16 protein-coding genes are annotated in these 16045 nt (G+C 75.0%); 5 read left to right on the top strand and 11 right to left on the bottom strand.

Going from position 1 to position 16045, the window contains the following annotated elements; genetic code table 11:
* Positions 1-12: 12 nt before the first annotated feature.
* The gene (locus J3473_RS01915; RefSeq protein WP_207021679.1) at positions 13-1197 is read right to left on the bottom strand and encodes a S9 family peptidase; all 1185 of its coding nucleotides are present in this window, start codon (positions 1195-1197) and stop codon (positions 13-15) included.
* On the bottom strand, positions 1194-3362 hold the full coding sequence (locus J3473_RS01910) for an ATP-dependent DNA ligase (protein ID WP_207021678.1): 2169 nt from the start codon (positions 3360-3362) through the stop codon (positions 1194-1196). The genes J3473_RS01915 and J3473_RS01910 overlap by 4 nt, the downstream gene beginning before the upstream one ends.
* An 81-nt stretch (positions 3363-3443) precedes the next feature.
* Here J3473_RS01910 and msrB point away from each other — a divergent pair, with 81 nt between their 5' ends.
* Positions 3444-3875, top strand: coding sequence for a peptide-methionine (R)-S-oxide reductase MsrB (gene msrB, locus J3473_RS01905; RefSeq protein WP_030529040.1), 432 nt, complete (start codon positions 3444-3446; stop codon positions 3873-3875).
* Between the two features lie 126 nt (positions 3876-4001).
* Here msrB and J3473_RS01900 read toward each other — a convergent pair whose 3' ends face one another.
* The 3 genes from J3473_RS01900 to hemG all read right to left on the bottom strand — a co-directional run bounded on the left by J3473_RS01900 (position 4002) and on the right by hemG (position 7326).
* Complete coding sequence (locus tag J3473_RS01900) at positions 4002-4919, bottom strand: type IV toxin-antitoxin system AbiEi family antitoxin domain-containing protein (protein ID WP_207021677.1); 918 nt, start codon at positions 4917-4919, stop codon at positions 4002-4004.
* Positions 4920-5131: 212 nt separating this feature from the next.
* Complete coding sequence (gene hemQ, locus J3473_RS01895) at positions 5132-5857, bottom strand: hydrogen peroxide-dependent heme synthase (protein WP_207021676.1); 726 nt, start codon at positions 5855-5857, stop codon at positions 5132-5134.
* A complete protein-coding gene (gene hemG, locus J3473_RS01890; RefSeq protein ID WP_207021675.1) occupies positions 5854-7326 on the bottom strand; it encodes a protoporphyrinogen oxidase in 1473 nt (490 codons plus the stop codon). Before hemG ends, hemQ begins: the two co-directional genes overlap by 4 nt.
* A gap of 174 nt (positions 7327-7500) precedes the next feature.
* Here hemG and J3473_RS01885 point away from each other — a divergent pair, with 174 nt between their 5' ends.
* Positions 7501-8460, top strand: a complete 960-nt coding sequence (locus tag J3473_RS01885) for a DUF4349 domain-containing protein (RefSeq protein WP_207021674.1) — start codon at positions 7501-7503, stop codon at positions 8458-8460.
* A 3-nt stretch (positions 8461-8463) separates the two neighbouring features.
* On the opposite strand, the gene J3473_RS01880 is transcribed toward J3473_RS01885, so the two are convergent.
* Genes J3473_RS01880 through J3473_RS01865 form a run of 4 tightly spaced genes read right to left on the bottom strand, consistent with a single transcriptional unit; the run spans position 8464 to position 11392 of the window.
* Positions 8464-8973: a GNAT family N-acetyltransferase gene (locus J3473_RS01880; protein ID WP_242525619.1), complete on the bottom strand. Its 510-nt coding sequence runs from the start codon at positions 8971-8973 to the stop codon at positions 8464-8466.
* Between the two features lie 4 nt (positions 8974-8977).
* Positions 8978-9433 (bottom strand): DinB family protein, encoded by a 456-nt coding sequence (locus tag J3473_RS01875; RefSeq protein WP_207021673.1) that lies wholly within the window; start codon positions 9431-9433, stop codon positions 8978-8980.
* A 32-nt stretch (positions 9434-9465) separates the two neighbouring features.
* Positions 9466-10524 (bottom strand): uroporphyrinogen decarboxylase, encoded by a 1059-nt coding sequence (gene hemE, locus J3473_RS01870; RefSeq protein ID WP_242525618.1) that lies wholly within the window; start codon positions 10522-10524, stop codon positions 9466-9468.
* 43 nt (positions 10525-10567) lie between these two features.
* Positions 10568-11392 (bottom strand): DMT family transporter, encoded by an 825-nt coding sequence (locus J3473_RS01865; RefSeq protein WP_207021671.1) that lies wholly within the window; start codon positions 11390-11392, stop codon positions 10568-10570.
* 433 nt (positions 11393-11825) lie between these two features.
* Between J3473_RS01865 and J3473_RS01860 the strand changes: the two genes are divergently transcribed.
* Together J3473_RS01860 and J3473_RS01855 are read left to right on the top strand one after the other, a co-directional pair.
* Positions 11826-12410, top strand: coding sequence for a DUF3000 domain-containing protein (locus J3473_RS01860; protein WP_030529030.1), 585 nt, complete (start codon positions 11826-11828; stop codon positions 12408-12410).
* Between the two features lie 7 nt (positions 12411-12417).
* Positions 12418-13674: an HRDC domain-containing protein gene (locus J3473_RS01855; protein ID WP_207021669.1), complete on the top strand. Its 1257-nt coding sequence runs from the start codon at positions 12418-12420 to the stop codon at positions 13672-13674.
* A 43-nt stretch (positions 13675-13717) separates the two neighbouring features.
* On the opposite strand, the gene J3473_RS01850 is transcribed toward J3473_RS01855, so the two are convergent.
* Entirely contained in the window at positions 13718-13999 is a 282-nt protein-coding gene (locus J3473_RS01850; protein ID WP_030529028.1) for a YrhK family protein, read from the bottom strand.
* 66 nt (positions 14000-14065) lie between these two features.
* On the bottom strand, positions 14066-14701 hold the full coding sequence (locus J3473_RS01845) for a pyridoxamine 5'-phosphate oxidase family protein (RefSeq protein ID WP_030529027.1): 636 nt from the start codon (positions 14699-14701) through the stop codon (positions 14066-14068).
* A 130-nt stretch (positions 14702-14831) separates the two neighbouring features.
* Between J3473_RS01845 and J3473_RS01840 the strand changes: the two genes are divergently transcribed.
* Entirely contained in the window at positions 14832-16043 is a 1212-nt protein-coding gene (locus tag J3473_RS01840; protein WP_207021668.1) for a thiolase family protein, read from the top strand.
* Positions 16044-16045: the final 2 nt, after the last annotated feature.

Here is a 16045-nt window from a genome sequence, read left to right as displayed (position 1 = left end):
CCCCAACTGGGTTCAGCCCGAGGCGAACTCGCGGACGAGCGACTCCCACCGTTCCGGGTCGGTGTTCCACTCCTTGCAGTGCCGGGCCAGCCGCCACTCGTGGAACTCGACAAGGTCCGGGCGCGCCTGGGCGAGCGCCAGCGACGGACCGAAGGGCACGAACTCGTCGTCGGCGGAGTGGATGAGCAGCACGCGGTGGCGCAGCTCGTCGGCGCGCCGCACCCAGTCGGTGAGGGCGAGGTCGACGCCCTCGTGCACCCCCACCAGCCGGTGCCCGAGCCGGTGGCGCATCAGGAGGCGCGCGAGCGAGCCGACCGGCGGCGGGATGTGGTGCTCGTGCGCATGGTGCGCGAGGACGTCGCCCCAGTCGACGACCGGCCCGTCGAGGACGACCCGGCCGACCGCGTCGGCGTGCACCGACCGGTCGAGGGCCTGGAGCACGATGGCTCCCCCCATCGACCAGCCGGCGAGCAGCAGCTCCTCGGCGCCGCGGCCCAGGGCGTAGCCCATCGCGGCGTCGATGTCGCGCCACTCCGACAGGCCGAGGGCGTACCGGCCGTCGGGGCCGGCGGGGACGCCCTCGTCGTTGCGGTAGGTGGGCACGAGACAGGTCCATCCCTCGGCGAGCAGGGGCGCGAGCGCGCGGACCGTCTCCTCGCGCCGGGCGCCGCGGCCGTGCACGAGCACCGCCCAGCGCGTGGTCGGCACACCGCCCGGCGCGACGACCCAGGCGGGCATCGGGCCGAGCTCGCCGTCGTAGGTGACGTGCTCGGTCGGCAGGTCGAGGCTGTCGTCGGGGGCGCTGCCGTGGAAGTAGGGGTTGAAGCGTGCCGTGCCGGGCGCGAGCACGCCGCGGTCGACCCCGAGCAGCTCGCGGCGGACGCGGCCGGCCGTCGCGTCGAGCTCGAGGACCTCGCCGTAGCGGGCGTGCCCGAGGCCGCCCTCGAGCCACAGCCCGTAGCGACCGGGGACGACCGTCTCGGCGGTCGTGCCGAGGACGACGCTCGTGGCGTCGGCGGAGTGGACGACGACGTCGTCGGGTCGGGCCCGCTCGGGGGTGACGACCCTGCGGGCGAAGTAGGCCGCGGCGGCGACGGACCCCCCACCGGACGCGAGGGCGGCCGTCCCCCCGACGGCAGCGCCGGCGAGGGCGAGGCGACGGGCACGGCCGGCGCGGGCCGGTGCGCGCTCGGTCACGTGGGCTCCCCGGCCAGGACGGCCGAGAGGTCGTACGAGACCGGCTCGTCGAGCTGCTCGTACGTGCAGTCCGCCGGGTCCTTGTCGGGGCGCCAGCGCACGAACTGGGCGGTGTGCCGGAAGCGCACACCCTCCATGTGGTCGTAGCGCACCTCCACGACGCGCTCGGGCCGCAGCGGCGTGAAGGAGAGGTCCTTCCCGGCGGCCCACCGGCTGCCGGCCGCGTTCTGCGGGGTCCGGTTGCCCTCCTCCTGCTTCGCCCAGGCCCACGGGTGGTCGTCGAAGTCCGTGACGAGCGGTTGCAGCTCCTCGAACAGCTCCTTGCGGCGGGCCATGGGGAACGCGCCGATGACCCCCACGGACACGAGGGTGCCGTCGGCGTCGTGGATGCCGAGGAGCAGGCTGCCGATGACGTCGTCACCGGACTTGTGGGTGCGGTAGCCGGCGACGACGCAGTCGGCGGTGCGCTCGTGCTTGATCTTGAGCATCGTCCGCTTGTCCGGCTCGTACGCCCCGTCGGCCGGCTTGGCGACGAGCCCGTCGAGGCCCGCCCCCTCGAACTCGGTGAACCACCCGGCGGCGACCTCGGGGTCGCGCGTCGCGGGGGTGAGGTGGACGGGGGCCTGCGCGTCGGCGAGGGCCTCCTCGAGGAGGGCGCGGCGCTCGGCGAAGGGCCGGCCGGTCAGGTCGTCGTCGCCGAGGGCCAGCAGGTCGAACGCGACGAACCGGGCCGGCGTCTCGACGGACAGCTTCGTGACCCGGCTGGCCGCCGGGTGGATGCGCTGGCTGAGCAGCTCGAAGTCGAGCCGGTCCTCCCCCGGCCGGACGACGATGATCTCGCCGTCGACGACGCAGCGCTCGGGCAGGTTGGCCAGCGCCGCCTCGACGACCTCGGGGAAGTAGCGCGTCATCGGCTTCTCGTTGCGGCTGCCGATCTCGACGCGGTCGCCGGAGCGGAAGACGATGGAGCGGAACCCGTCCCACTTCGGCTCGTAGACGACCTCGGTGTCGCGCAGCACCTTCGCGTCGAGGCCCTTGACCGGCTTGGCGAGCATCGGCGCGACCGGGGGCACGACGGGCATCCCCCACTCCTCGCGCAGCGCGGCGTCGCGCTCGGCCTTGGGTGCCATGTACTCGGCGTCGGCCTTGTCCTGGCGGCGCTTGCTCGGCTGCACGCGCGGGGGCTCGCCCGGCATCTTCGGGTAGTCGGGCGGGAAGTTGAGCTCCCCGAGGCCGCGCTCCTCAACATCCCTGTCCCACAGGGCGATCGCCGTGGTGACGTCACCGACGGCGCCGTCGATGCCCTCCCACGCGTCGCCGCGGTCCTCGAGGACGTCGGGGACGGTCAGCACGGTGAAGTCGCCCGGCGAGACGGTGGGCAGCTCGTCCCAGGTGACCGGCATCGAGACCGGCGCACCGGGCAGCGGGCGCGGGCTGTAGGCCGACGCGATGGTGCGGTCGCGGCAGGCCTGGTTGAAGTCGACGAAGACGCGCTCGCCGCGCTCCTCCTTCCACCACGACGCGGTGACGAGGTCGGGCAGGCGGCGCTCGAGCTCACGGGCGATGCCGATGACGCCGTGGCGCACGTCGAGGAACTCGTGCGTCGGCGCGACGCGCGCGTAGACGTGCACGCCGCGGTTGCCGCTCGTCTTGGCCCAGGCCGTGAGCCCGAGCTCGCCCATCAGCTCGCGCAGGGCGACCGCGGCCTCGACGGCGTCGGAGAACGTGCGCCCGGGCTGCGGGTCGAGGTCGATGCGCAGCTCGTCCGGACGGTCGGTGTCGGCGGTGCGCACCGGCCACGGGTGGAAGGTGACCGTGTTCATCTGCACGGCCCAGACCGCGGTCGCGACCTCGTCGACGACGATCTGCGGGTGGCGCCGGCCGCTCGGGTAGCGGCAGCCGACCGTGCCGACCCAGTCGGGCATCCCCTTCGGGGGGTTCTTCTGGTAGAACTCCTCGCCCTCGATGCCCTCGGGGAAGCGCTGGAGGGTGACCGGCCGGTCGCCGATGTGGCGCACGAGGCAGTCGCCGACCGCCTGGACGTACCCCGCGAGGTCCCCCTTGGTGATCCCCGCGTCGGGCCACATGAGCCGGTCGGGGCTGCTCAGGCGGACCTGCCGGACGCCGTGCGGCCCCTCGACCTCGACGATCTGTGCATCGGCCATGTCCCGGAGCCTAACGACGGGTGCCGACGGGCGGGTGGACGCGGCGGGAACCATCGGGGCGCGCGTGGTGTTGGGACGGACATGACGATGAAGCCCACCGGTCACGAGTACACCGTCCGCAAGACCGACGCCGAGTGGCGCGAGCAGCTCTCGCCCGCCGAGTACCAGGTGCTCCGCGAGGCCGGGACCGAGCGCCCGTGGGTCGGGGAGTACACCGACAGCAAGACCACCGGCGTGTACGCCTGCCGGGCGTGCGGCGCCGAGCTGTTCGAGTCGGACACGAAGTTCGAGTCGCACTGCGGCTGGCCGTCGTTCTGGAGCCCGCTGGCCGGCGACGCCGTCGAGCTGCTCGAGGACCGCTCGATGGGCATGAAGCGCGTCGAGGTCCGCTGCGCCGCGTGCGGCAGCCACCTCGGGCACGTCTTCGAGGGCGAGGGGTTCGACACCCCGACCGACCAGCGCTACTGCATCAACTCGATCAGCATGACGCTGCGCCCGGCCACCGACGCCTGACCCGCCCGCACCGCGCCGCCCCCCACCCCGCTCGTCACACGCGTATCGGGTCACCCGATACGACCGCGCCTCACCCGAGTTCCGTTCTCGGGTGAGGCGCAGCGTTGTCCGGGATGGTCGGCCGCGTCAGGCGTCCGGCCGGCGCTCGGCCCTGGCGCGCGCCGCCGTCAGCCGCGGCCCCAGGACGGCCGGCGCGTCCAGCTCGGACCAGATGATCCGCTCGAAGAGGTAGCCGGCCCGGCGCCCGCGGTCCTCGCGGCGCTTCTCCTTCCAGAGCGCGTCCGCGTCGCTCGCGTACTTGACCCGCCCGTCGAACTCCAGCACGAGGTTCGTGCCGTCGACCCCGAGGTCCCCGTAGCCGAAGACCCCGGCGGCGTCCCGCAGGGGTAGCTGCGGCGTGACGCGCCAACCCAGGCCCACGACGAACAGGCGCGCAAGCGTCTCGCCGACCGACTCGGAGCGTCCGTCCATGAGGGCGACCGTCGTGCGCACCCGGGCCGACTCGGGCCATCCCTCGACGAGGTCGGCGACCGCCTCGATCTCGGCGCGGGTGACCAACCCGTGGTGCAGGGCGTGGTCGGCCGCCACGACGGCGGCGACGTGGCCGTGGTCGAGCGCGGTCTGCACGACGGCCTCGGCCAGCCCCTGTGCCGTCGACGGGCTCGTCGAGGACCGCAGCGACGGGTGCGGCGGACGGATCCGGCACAGGTCCGTCAGCACCTCGCGATGGACGGGTCGCGCGACGTCGGCCCGGTCGGAGCCGACCCGGTGGACCGGCACGCCGGCCAGCACGAGAGCGGAGGCACCGACCGCGTACGAGTCCGGGTACAGGGCCAGCGCCCCGCGTGTCCGCACGAGGAGGCGGGCATCGACCCGACCGTCCCGCCACGGCGTGGTGCTGGAGACGGAGCGCGCGACGGCGTGCACCTCCTTGTCCCGCCGCAGCCGCGCCAGGCCACGGTCCCCGACCCCGATGCGCCGGGCCTGCATCGTCGTGAAGACACCGCCCTGGGCGTCGGCCAGCGCTCGGAGTGCGTCATCCATCTGGCCAGCGTCGGGCGGCGCGACGGGTCACGTCATCGGGGTCGACCCGATCTGTGGACGACCGCGCTCCGTGACGCGCCCTGTGGACGGCGCCCCCTGCCGCGGACAAGGCCGCGCCTCACCCGACAACGGTTCTCGGGTACAGCGCGGCCGTATCGGGTCACCCGATACGCGTGGTGCGGATGGGATGAGTCGGGTGGGGCGGCAGAGGGTCAGCGCAGGCGGGCGACGAGGTCGCGCACCTCGACGAGGGGGCCGGTGTAGAAGGGGATCTCCTCGCGGACGTGCAGCCGCGCCTTGGACGCGCGCAGCTCGCGCATGAGGTCGACGATGCGGTGCAGCTCGTCGGCCTCGAAGGCCAGCACCCACTCGTAGTCGCCCAGGGCGAAGGCCGCGATGGTGTTGGCGCGCACATCGGGGTACTCGCGCGCCATCTGCCCGTGCTCGACGAGCATGTCGCGGCGCTCCTTGTCGTCCATGACGTACCACTCGTACGAGCGCACGAACGGGTAGACGCAGACGTACTTCCGCGCCTCCTCGTCGGCCATGAACGCCGGGATGTGGCTCTTGTTGAACTCGGCCGGGCGGTGGAGGGCCGCGACCGACCACACCGGGTCGAGGTGCTGCCCGAGCTCGGTGCGCAGGAGCGCGTGGTACGCCTGCTGGAGCGCCTCGATGGTCGCAGCGTGCCACCAGACCATGAGGTCGGCGTCGGCGCGCAGGCCGGCGACGTCGTAGACGCCGCGGACCACGACGTCCTCGGCGCCGAAGGACGCGAAGAGCTGCTCGACCTCGTCGGCGAGGGCGGCGCGGTCGGCGTCCCCGAGCGGCTCGGCGAGGGCGAACACCGACCACATGGCGTAGCGGATGGTGTCGTTGATCTCGCGGATGCGGCTCGCGCCGGGCTTGCTCGGGGCGGGGCGGCTGGGGGTGCTCATCGCGACTCTCCTCGGGATGCTGCGGTGCTCGCCGCGCCTGCCGCGGCGGAGGTCAGGTGCTCGACGACGGCGCGGGCGGCGGTCGTGGCGGAGGCGATGACGGCCGGCACGCCGACGCCGTCGTAGGTGGCGCCGGCGACCTCCACGCCGGCGAGGCCCGCGACGTCGGCACGCACGCCCGCGACGCGCTCGACGTGGCCGACCGCGTACTGCGGCAGCGCGCCGCCCCAGCGCTGGACGTGGTGGTCGACGACCGGCGTCAGCGGGGCGCCGAGCGCCTCGCCGACCTCGGCCACCGCGAGGGTCACGAGGTCCGCGTCGTCCCGCTGGAGGACGGCCTCCTCCCCGGCCCGGCCGAGCGAGGCACGCAGGTGCACGACGTCGGGCGACAGCGCGCCGACCCACGCCCACTTGTTGGCGCTGAAGGTGCTCGCCTTGATGCTCCGCCCGTCGACCGGCGGCACGAGGAAGCCCGACCCGGGCAGCTCGGGCAGCCCCTCCCGGCGCACCGCGAGGGTGACGACGGCCATCGACGCCGTCTCGACCTCGCCGAGCAGCCGGGAGGCGGCCGGCGCCAGGTCGGCGAGCAGGCGCGCGGTGGGGGCGGGCGGCAGGGCGAGGACGACGGCGTCGGCCTCGACCGCGACGGGGTCGGCCGCGGAGCCGACGACGAGGCGCCAGCGCGAGCCGGCGCGCTCGAGGCCGCGGACGACGGCGCCGGTGCGCAGCAGGGCCCCGCGCGCCCGCAGGGCGTCGGCGACCTCGACGGGCAGCCGGCCGATGCCGCCGCGGATGCCCGCGAACGGCTGGCGCGGCGCGGCGGCGGGGGCGTCGGGGCCGGGCGGCCGGACGGGCGGTGCAGCGGTCGGGGCATCACCGGCCGCCGCACGCTGCCAGAGCGCCGGCATCGTCGCCCGGAGCGAGAGCCGGTCCGCGTGGCCGGCGTAGACCCCGCCGAGCAGGGGCTCGACGAGCCGGTCGACGACGGCGCGACCCATCACGTGCGACACGTACTCGCCGACCGAGACGTCGTCGTGGACGGCGCCGCCCGGCCACGGCTGCGGGTCGGCCGCGCGCGCGACCTCGTCGTCCGAGAGCACGCCGCGTGCCGACTCCGGGTCGGTCGGGACGCCCATGAGCGTGCCCTGCGGCAGCGGGCGCAGCACGCCGCGGGACCAGAGCGTGGCGGAGGTCGTCGCCGGCGTGACGAGGTCGTCGTCCCCGAGGCCGACCCGCCGGGCCAGCCCGACGGCCTCGGGCCGGACGGCGAGCAGCGACTCGGCGCCGACGTCGACGAGGAGTCCCGCGACGGCGTCGGTGCGCAGCTTGCCGCCGAACCGGTCCCCGGCCTCGAGGACGGTGACGTCGGCGTCCGGCAGCGCGTCGAGCACCTCGAGGGCCGCGGTGAGCCCGGCGATGCCGCCTCCGACGACGGCGACGTGGGGCCGGGTCGGGGGCGCGTCGGGCATGTCCTCAGGTTCTCACGGGGCATCCGGGGGTTCCCGGGCGGGTGGCGCGCCGGACCGGGGTCCGGCGAGACCCGGCCGACGCCGACCCGTGACCACATCGAGACCGCCGACGGGGAACTCCGACGGACGGTGCGGCGCCCCAGCGGAGACCGAGCCACCGACGAAGGAGTCACCGTGCCCACCACCTCCCTCCCCCCGTCCCGACGCCTCGCCGCCGCCCTGGCCGCCGGCGTCCTGTGCGTCAGTGCCCTCGCCGCGTGCAGCGCGTCCGACTCCGGCGCCTCGTCGTCCGCCGCCGGCGGTGCGGCCGATGCACCGGCCGCGAGCGTCGAGGCGCGCGACCAGGCGGCCACCGCCGTGGACCAGCAGGGCACGGGCAGCAAGGCCGCAGCGGGCGGCGCCTCGGCGGCGGTCGTCCCGGCCGTGGCCGAGCGCAAGCTGGCGCGGCGCGCCGACGTCTCGCTCGAGGTGGGCGACGTCGCGCGGGCCGCCTCGACCCTGCGGGCCGTCGCCACGCGCCAGGGCGGGCTCGTCGTCGCGGAGGAGGTCTCGAGCGACCCTGCCGCGCAGGGCAGCTGGGGGACCCTCACCATCTCGGTGCCCACGGCGAAGCTCGACGCGACGCTCGACGAGGTCGGGAAGGCCGGCAAGGTCCTGTCGCGGCAGACGAGCACCGACGACGTCACCGGTCAGTACGTCGACACCGCCGCCCGCGTCGAGACGATGAAGGCCAGCGTCGAGCGGGTCCGCCTGCTCATGGGCCGCGCGGACAAGCTGGCCGACGTCGTGAGCCTCGAGGCCGAGCTGTCCCGGCGGCAGGCGGACCTGGAGTCGATGGAGGAGCAGCTCGCCGCCCTCGACGACCAGGTGAGCCTCTCCCCCGTCACCGTCCGGCTCGCGACGAAGGCCGGTGCGGCGCCCATGGAGGAGCCGACCGGGTTCGTCGCCGGGCTCGCGGCGGGCTGGACGGCGTTCACCCGGTCCGTGCAGCTCGTCCTGACGCTCCTCGGCGCGGTCCTGCCCTTCGGCGTCGCCGCGGCGCTCGTCCTCGTCCCGCTCGTCGCGTGGCTGCGCCGCCGCCGGCCGGTCGCCGTCACGACGGCGCAGACCCCGCCGGCCGCCCCCTCGGCCTGAGGCTCAGCGGCGCCCGGTCTCCAGGGACCACCGGGTCTCGCCGTCGACGACGACGTCCGTCGGCCGCATCCCGAGCGACCGGGCCACCGCCTCCGACGGCGCGTGGCCCGGTCGCACGTGGGCGAGCACCGCCTCGGCGCCCCGCCGCCGGACCTCGGCCAGCACGAGCGCGGCCGCCCGGCGCGCGAGGCCCCTGCCCTGCCACGGGGTCCCGACGACCCACGCGAGCTCGGCGCGGGCTCCGTCGCGGGTGAGCGTCGCCTGGACGTAGCCGACGAGAGGGCCGTCGCCGCCGTCGCGCACGACCCAGGTGCACCACTCCTCGCTCGGGTCCGCGGGCCCGCGCAGCTGCCGGGCGTAGCGGGCGCGCAGCTCGTCGGAGCTCGCCGGACGGCCCCCGATCACCGTGTGCAGGGCCGGGTCGCCGAGGGCGCTCGCCATCTCCTCGGCGTGCTCCACGCGCAGCGGCTCGAGGGTCAGCCCGTCACCGGTGAGGACACGGTCGGCGGGCACGGGCTCAGGCGTCCCGGGCGTCCGCGGCGAGCACCTGCTCGCGGAGGATGTCGGCGTGCCCCGCGTGCTGCGCGAGCTCGCGCAGGAGGTGCAGCTGCACCCAGCGCATCGACAGCGGCCCGCGCCGGTTGCCGTGGACGAGGTCGTCGAGGCCGACTGTCGCCGCGATGGACCGCGCTGTGGCGCAGGCCTTCTCGTGCGCGTCCAGGACCGAGGCGATGGTGTCGGCGTCATGGAGGACGAACGTCTCGTCGACTGTGGCGGGCAGCCCGATCTCGGTCCGCGGCCGCTGCAGCACGGCCTCCTCCGACCACACCCGCTCGACGAAGGTGACGTGCTTGAGCAGCCCGAGCAGCGTCGTCGCGGACGGCACGAGCCGACGTCGCGCCTGCTCCTCGGTCAACCCGGCGAGCGTCTCGCGCAGCCCGGCCCGGTGCTCGTCGAGGAACGCGTCGAGCATGGCGCGCTCGTCGGGTGCCGCCGGGCCGCCGGTCACCGCGCGGAGACCTCGTGGACGAGCTCGACGACGCGGGTGAGCACGTCGGGGTCGGTGTGCGGCAGGACGCCGTGGCCGAGGTTGAAGACGTGCCCGGGAGCGGCCCGACCCTCCTCGACGATCTCGACGACCCGGCGCTCGAGCGCCTCCCACGGCGCGAAGAGCAGCGCCGGGTCGAGGTTGCCCTGGAGCGGCCAGCGCCCGCCCGTGCGCTCGAGGGCGTCGGTCAGTGACACCCGGTAGTCGACCCCGACGACGTCGGCGCCCGCCTCGCCCATGAGGGTGAGCAGCTCGCCGGTGCCGACCCCGAAGTGGATGCGCGGCACGCCGAGGTCCGCGACGGACGCGAGCGCGGCGGCCGAGTGCGGCGCGACGAAGCGCGCGTAGTCGGCGCGGCTGAGGAAGCCGGCCCAGGAGTCGAAGAGCTGGAGGGCAGACGCGCCGGCCTCGCCCTGCACCCGCAGGAACGCGCCGGAGATGCGGGCGAGCCGGGCGCACAGGTCGTGCCACAGCTCGGGGTCGCCGTGCATGAGGGCCTTGGTGTGCTCGTGGTTCTTCGACGGCCCTCCCTCGACGAGGTAGGACGCGAGGGTGAACGGCGCGCCGGCGAAGCCGATGAGCGGCGTCGCGCCGAGCTCGGCGGTGAGCATCCGGACCGACTCGGTGATGTCGGGGACGTCCTCGGGGACAAGGTCGCGCAGCCGCTCGAGGTCGGCGCGGCTGCGCACCGGCTCGGCCACGACCGGGCCGACACCGGCGACGATGTCGAGGTCGATGCCGACGGCCGCGAGGGGCACGACGATGTCGGAGAAGAAGATCGCCGCGTCGACGCCGTGGCGGCGCACGGGCTGGAGGGTGATCTCGGTGACGAGGTCGGGGCGCCGGCAGGACTCGAGCATCCCGACGCCCTCGCGGACCTTGCGGTACTCGGGCAGCGAGCGGCCGGCCTGGCGCATGAACCAGACCGGGGTGTGCGGCACGGGCAGGCCGCGGGCGGCCCGCACGAGGGCGGAGTCGGAGGCGGGCGCGGCGGCCGGGCTCGGGGAGGTCGTCACGGCTCGACATCCTCCCATCCGCCGGCGGGGGTGGACGCCGCGGTCAGAGGGCGATGAGCACCGCGCCGCCGAGGGCGAGGGCGACGCCGGCCTGCTGCACCCGCCGCAGCCGTTCCTTGATGACGACGCGCGCGAGCACGATCGTCACGACGGGGTAGAGCGAGCCGAGCACGGAGGCGATGCTCACCTCGCCGCGCGAGGACGCGATGCCGAAGAGGAAGTTCGCGCCGAGGTCGCCGCAGCCGATGAGCAGCAGACCGGGCACCTCGCGCGGGGTGACACCGCCGGTCGAGCGCACGAGCAGGGCGACGACGACGAGGATGCTCACCGACGTCAGGCGCATCCCCCAGAGCGTGAGGAGCGCGGACTCGCGGGCGCCGCGGTCGAGGCAGTAGAGGGCGAGACCGAAGCCGAGGGCCGCGACCGACGCGAGGACGACCGGGCGTGGGGAGACCTCGCCGGTCAGCTCGGGGCCGCTGGCCAGCGTGACGCCGATGATCGCGACGAGCATCCCGACCCAGGCCCACGGCGAGGGGGTGTCGCCGCCCGCCACGCCGAGGACGACGGGCACGACGACGCCGAGGGCGGCGATCGGTGCGACGACGCCCATCGTCCCGGCGGACAGGGCGGAGTAGAAGCAGACGAGGCCGGTCATCCCCGCGAGGCCGGCGGCGACCGACCACAGCGGCCAGCCCTCGAAGGTGACGGTGTCGCGACGGACGAGGACGATCGCCGAGACGACCAGGAGAGCGAGACCCTGCGTCCAGCCGACGACGGCGACCGGTGGGCGGCGCCGCGAGGCGAGGCCGGCGAAGAAGTCCGAGGTGCCCCAGACCGCCGACGAGGCGAGGGCGAGCAGGCTCAGCACAGCCGCAGGCTAGGCGAGGAGGGGCGGGCCGGGCAGCGCCGTCCGGGGCGGCGTTCGGGGTCGGAGGGTGGGTCAGGCGGTTCCTTCCGACGGGTCGAGGTATTCGGCGACCCTCTCGCGGTGGCCGAATACCTCGACCCCCCAGAGCCCGGCCGGGTCGAGGTGAAACCGGACCCCCTCGCGGTCGTCCTTCACCTCGACTCGGCGGAGCCCCGGGGCCGGATGGTGGATGCCCCCGACCTCCTTGCCCCTGCGAGGTTTCCCGTGCGCCGTGGAAGGAACACCTTCCGCGGTGGAAGGGAAACCTTGCCGAGTGGAAGGAAGAGCTTGCCGGGTGGAAGGGAAACCTTGCGGGTGCAAGGGGTCGACCGGTCGGCTGCCGTTCGGCGCGCCCTGCCGCGCTGGGGCGGGCGCGCGTCCTACTGTGCTCCACGTGGCGCGCAGCACCGTGACCGGGAGGGAGTCCCCGGACTTCACCCGGGCACTCGACGAGCTGCACCGTGCGCGGCTGCGGCCCGAGGTGCGGCTCACCGAGGTGCCCGCGCCCCAGCGGATCGCCCCGCACGCGGTCGCGCTGACCGCCGACGTCATCGACCCGCACGACCCCGACTCCGAGCTCGCCTCGGGCCGGTTCGTCCTCCTCCACGACCCCTCCGAGCCCGAGCCGTGGGGCGGCGCCTGGCGCGCCGTCACCTTCGCCCGGGCCGAGCTCGAGGAGGAGTTCGCCACCGAGCCGCTGCTCGGCGAGGTCGGCTGGAGCTGGCTGACCGACGCGCTCACGGCGCGCGGTGTGCCGTTCATCGCCGAGGCCGGCACCGTGACGCGTGTCGTGTCCGAGAGCTTCGGCGGCCTCGCCGACCGCCCCGCGAGCGTCGAGATGGAGCTGCGGGCGTCGTGGACGCCGCTCGGCCCCGAGGCCGGCGAGCACCTCCTCGCCTGGTCCGACCTCCTGTGCACGATCGCCGGCCTGCCCCCGCTGCCCGACGGCGTCGTCGCCCTCCCGGGCCCCCGACGGTGACCGCCGGATGAGCCAGGAGACCCCCCACACCGACCCGACCCCGGAGGACGACCACGTGCCCGCCACTCCCGTCGCGGAGCCCGTGCCCCTCGAGGAGCCGGCCGAGGGCGTGCCCTCCGTCGTCGAGACCGAACGCGGCCTGGACGAGGCCGCCGCCGCCATCGCCGCGGGCGTCGGCCCGGTCGCGATCGACGCCGAGCGCGCCTCGGGCTACCGCTACGGCCAGCGCGCCTACCTCGTGCAGCTGCGCCGCGAGGGCTCGGGCACCTGGCTCATCGACCCCGTCGCCGTCCCCGACCTCACGCCGGTCAACGACGCGATCGGCGCCGCGGAGTGGATCCTCCACGCCGCCACCCAGGACCTCGCCTGCCTCGCCGAGGTCGGCCTGCGCCCGCGCCAGCTGTTCGACACCGAGCTCGCGGCCCGCATCCTCGGCCTGCCGCGGGTCGGTCTCGCCGCGGTCGTCGAGCACTACCTCGGGCTGCGCCTGGCCAAGGAGCACTCCGCGGTCGACTGGTCCACCCGCCCGCTGCCCGACCCGTGGCTGCGCTACGCGGCGCTCGACGTCGAGGTCCTCGGCGAGCTGCGCAACCTCATGGGCGTCGACCTCGCCGCGCAGGGCAAGGACGAGTGGGCGCGCCAGGAGTTCACCGCGCTGCTCACCTGGGCCCCGACCGAGCGCGTCGACCCGTGGCGGCGCACCTCCGGCATCAACACGCTGCGCTCGCGCCGGGCCGTCGGCGTCATCCGTGAGCTCTGGTACGCCCGCGACACGATCGCCCGCGAGCGCGACACCTCGGTCGGCCGCGTGCTGCCGGATGCCGCCCTCGTCGACATCGCGGCCGCGCTCCCCCGCGACACCGCGGCCCTGCCGTCCGGCCACCGCGCCATCAAGCGCTACGGCCGGCAGTGGGTCGAGGCGGTCGAGCGGGCGGTCGCCCTCCCGGAGGAGAAGCTGCCGCCGCGGACCCTGCCGTCGGACGGCCCCCCGCCGCCGCGCGTGTGGGCCGACAAGAACCCCGCGGCCGCCGCCCGGCTCTCGGCGACGCGCGCCGCCCTCACCGAGTTCGCCGACGAGCACAGCATCCCGGTCGAGAACGTCTGCTCCCCCGACCCGCTGCGCCGCGTCGTCTGGACGCCGCCGGAGCGGCGCGACGTCGAGGGCTTCTCGGCCGCGCTGGCCGCCTACGGTGTGCGGCGCTGGCAGGCCGACGTCGTCGCGCCGATGCTCGTCGCGGCCTTCGAGGCGCACCCCGACGCCTGACGGCAGCCTCACCGGCCACCCCTGGCGAGGCTTGCCGCCGCGCTCAGAAGTCCTGGCTGCTCTCGGTCGGCCCGCTCCCGCCGTGCCGCTGCCGGTGGCGGCGCAGGTGGATGCGCCGGGACAGCCGGATCGAGGGCCTCAGCATCAGCTGGGCCGAGCCGACGACGAAGAACCAGGTGCCCGCGTACGTCGTCGACTCCCGGAAGAACAGGATGCTCCCGACGAGGAACCAGACCGCGATGAGCAGGTCGTTGACGATGCTCAGCGTCTCGTAGCGATTGCGCAGCACGAGCTCGTCGTCGGTCCAGGGCAGCGTCAGGTCCACGGTCTTCTCCTCCCGGAGGTCAGGGGTCGGTCCCGTCCAGGCTGGCAACTCACGAGTCCCGCACCCTCAGCGGTAGAGGCCCTCGGCGTACGCGGGGCCGTAGTAGGCGTCGAGCTCCTCGAGGCTGCGCCCGTCGGGCTCGACGTCGTGGGCGATGACGGCCCGCCGCGGCACCTCGTCGAACGGCCGCCAGGTCTCCGGCTCCCAGAGGCCGGCGCGCAGGAATGCCTTGCTGCAGTGGAAGAACACCTGCTCGACGTCGACGACGAGGGCGAGCAGCGGGCGGTGGCCCCGCACCGTCATCTCGTCGAGGAACGGCGCGTCCGACACCAGGCGCGCCCGGCCGTTGACGCGCAGCGTGTCGCCACGCCCGGGCACGAGGAAGAGCAGGCCGACGTGCGGGTTCTCCAGCACGTTGCGGTAGCCGTCGACGCGGCGGTTGCCCGGGCGCTCCGCGACGGCGATCGTGCGGCGGTCGAGGACGTGGACCAGGCGCCCGGCGGGGTCGCCCTTCGGCGAGGCGTCGCACGCGCCGTCGGCGTCCGCGGTGGCCAGGACGCAGAACGGGGCGGCCCGCAGCCACGCGAGGTCGACGTCGAGCAGGTGGTCGCGCTCCTTCTCGACGGCCCGCCGGGCCGGCTCACCGACGAGGGCCGCGAGCGCCTCGACGTCGTCGACGGTGGTCCACCCGCGCTCGTCCATGGCGCTCAGGCTACGGCGCGTGACCCCGGTCACTCCGGCGCCTCTCGATGACTGAGCGCTTGCTTAGTACGATCGACGCAGCCCGGTCCCCGCCGGGCGGTCCCACGTCCCCGACCAGGGAGGCCACCTCGTGCCCCGTGAGCTCCAGGAGGTCGTCTTCGTCGACGGCGTCCGCACCCCCTTCGGCAAGGCCGGCGAGAAGGGCATGTACGCCCAGACCCGCGCCGACGACCTCGTCATCAAGTGCGTCCGCGAGCTGCTGCGGCGCCACCCCGAGCTCCCGGCCGAGCGGGTCGAGGAGGTCGCCATCGCCGCGACGACGCAGATCGGCGACCAAGGCCTGACCCTCGGCCGGATGACGGCGCTCCTGTCCGGGCTGCCGAAGTCGACGCCGGGCTACTCGATCGACCGGATGTGCGCCGGCGCGATGACCGCCGTGACGACCGTGTCGTCGGCCATCGGCGTCGGGGCCATCGACATCGCCGTCGCCGGTGGCGTCGAGCACATGGGCCGCCACCCGATGGGCGAGGGCGTCGACCCCAACCCGCGGATCGTCGCCGAGCGCCTCGTCGACGAGTCCGCCCTCGTCATGGGCAAGACCGCCGAGAACCTCCACGACCGCTTCCCGCAGCTGACCAAGGAGCGCTCCGACGCCTTCGCCGTCGGCAGCCAGCGCAAGCTCGCCGCCGCCTACGAGGCCGGCAAGGTCCAGCCCGACCTCGTCCCCGTCGCGACCCGCCACGTCGAGAAGGGCTGGGGCCTCGCGACCGCCGACGAGCCGCCGCGCCCCGGCACGACGCTCGAGGAGCTCGCCGGCCTCAAGACCCCGTTCCGTCCGCACGGCAACGTCACCGCCGGCAACGCGGCGGGCCTCAACGACGGCGCCACCGCCTGCCTCCTCGCGAGCCAGTCCGCCGCCGACGAGCTCGGCCTCCCGGTCCGGATGCGCCTGGTCTCGCACGCCTTCGTCGGCGTCGAGCCCGAGGTGATGGGCATCGGCCCGGTCCCCGCCACCGAGAAGGCCCTCGCCAAGGCGGGCCTGACCATCGACGACATCGGCCTCTTCGAGCTCAACGAGGCGTTCGCCGTGCAGGTCCTCTCCTTCCTCGACCACTTCGGCATCGCCGACGACGACGAGCGCGTCAACCCGTGGGGCGGCGCCATCGCCACGGGTCACCCGCTCGCGTCCTCCGGCGTGCGCCTCATGACCCAGCTCGCCCGCCACTTCGAGGAGCACCCCGAGGTGCGCTACGGCCTGACCGCGATGTGCATCGGCATCGGGATGGGCGGCTGCGTCATCTGGGAGAACCCGAACCACGCGGACTACCGGAAGGACGCCTGAGC

The organism is Phycicoccus sp. DTK01, from assembly GCF_017312765.1.
Classification (GTDB): domain Bacteria; phylum Actinomycetota; class Actinomycetes; order Actinomycetales; family Dermatophilaceae; genus Phycicoccus; species Phycicoccus jejuensis.
This window is presented reverse-complemented; position numbering and strand designations above follow the sequence as displayed.

What these genes read in the sequence shown, in the direction of transcription:
- J3473_RS01900 (WP_207021677.1), bottom strand. Translation starts at nt 4,919, where the DNA reads ATGGATGACGCACTCCGAGCGCTGGCCGACGCCCAGGGCGGTGTCTTC.
- hemQ (WP_207021676.1), bottom strand. Translation starts at nt 5,857, where the DNA reads ATGAGCACCCCCAGCCGCCCCGCCCCGAGCAAGCCCGGCGCGAGCCGC.
- J3473_RS01910 (WP_207021678.1), bottom strand. Translation starts at nt 3,362, where the DNA reads ATGGCCGATGCACAGATCGTCGAGGTCGAGGGGCCGCACGGCGTCCGG.
- hemG (WP_207021675.1), bottom strand. Translation starts at nt 7,326, where the DNA reads ATGCCCGACGCGCCCCCGACCCGGCCCCACGTCGCCGTCGTCGGAGGC.
- J3473_RS01875 (WP_207021673.1), bottom strand. Translation starts at nt 9,433, where the DNA reads ATGCTCGACGCGTTCCTCGACGAGCACCGGGCCGGGCTGCGCGAGACG.
- msrB (WP_030529040.1), top strand. Translation starts at nt 3,444, where the DNA reads ATGACGATGAAGCCCACCGGTCACGAGTACACCGTCCGCAAGACCGAC.
- J3473_RS01855 (WP_207021669.1), top strand. Translation starts at nt 12,418, where the DNA reads ATGAGCCAGGAGACCCCCCACACCGACCCGACCCCGGAGGACGACCAC.
- J3473_RS01845 (WP_030529027.1), bottom strand. Translation starts at nt 14,701, where the DNA reads ATGGACGAGCGCGGGTGGACCACCGTCGACGACGTCGAGGCGCTCGCG.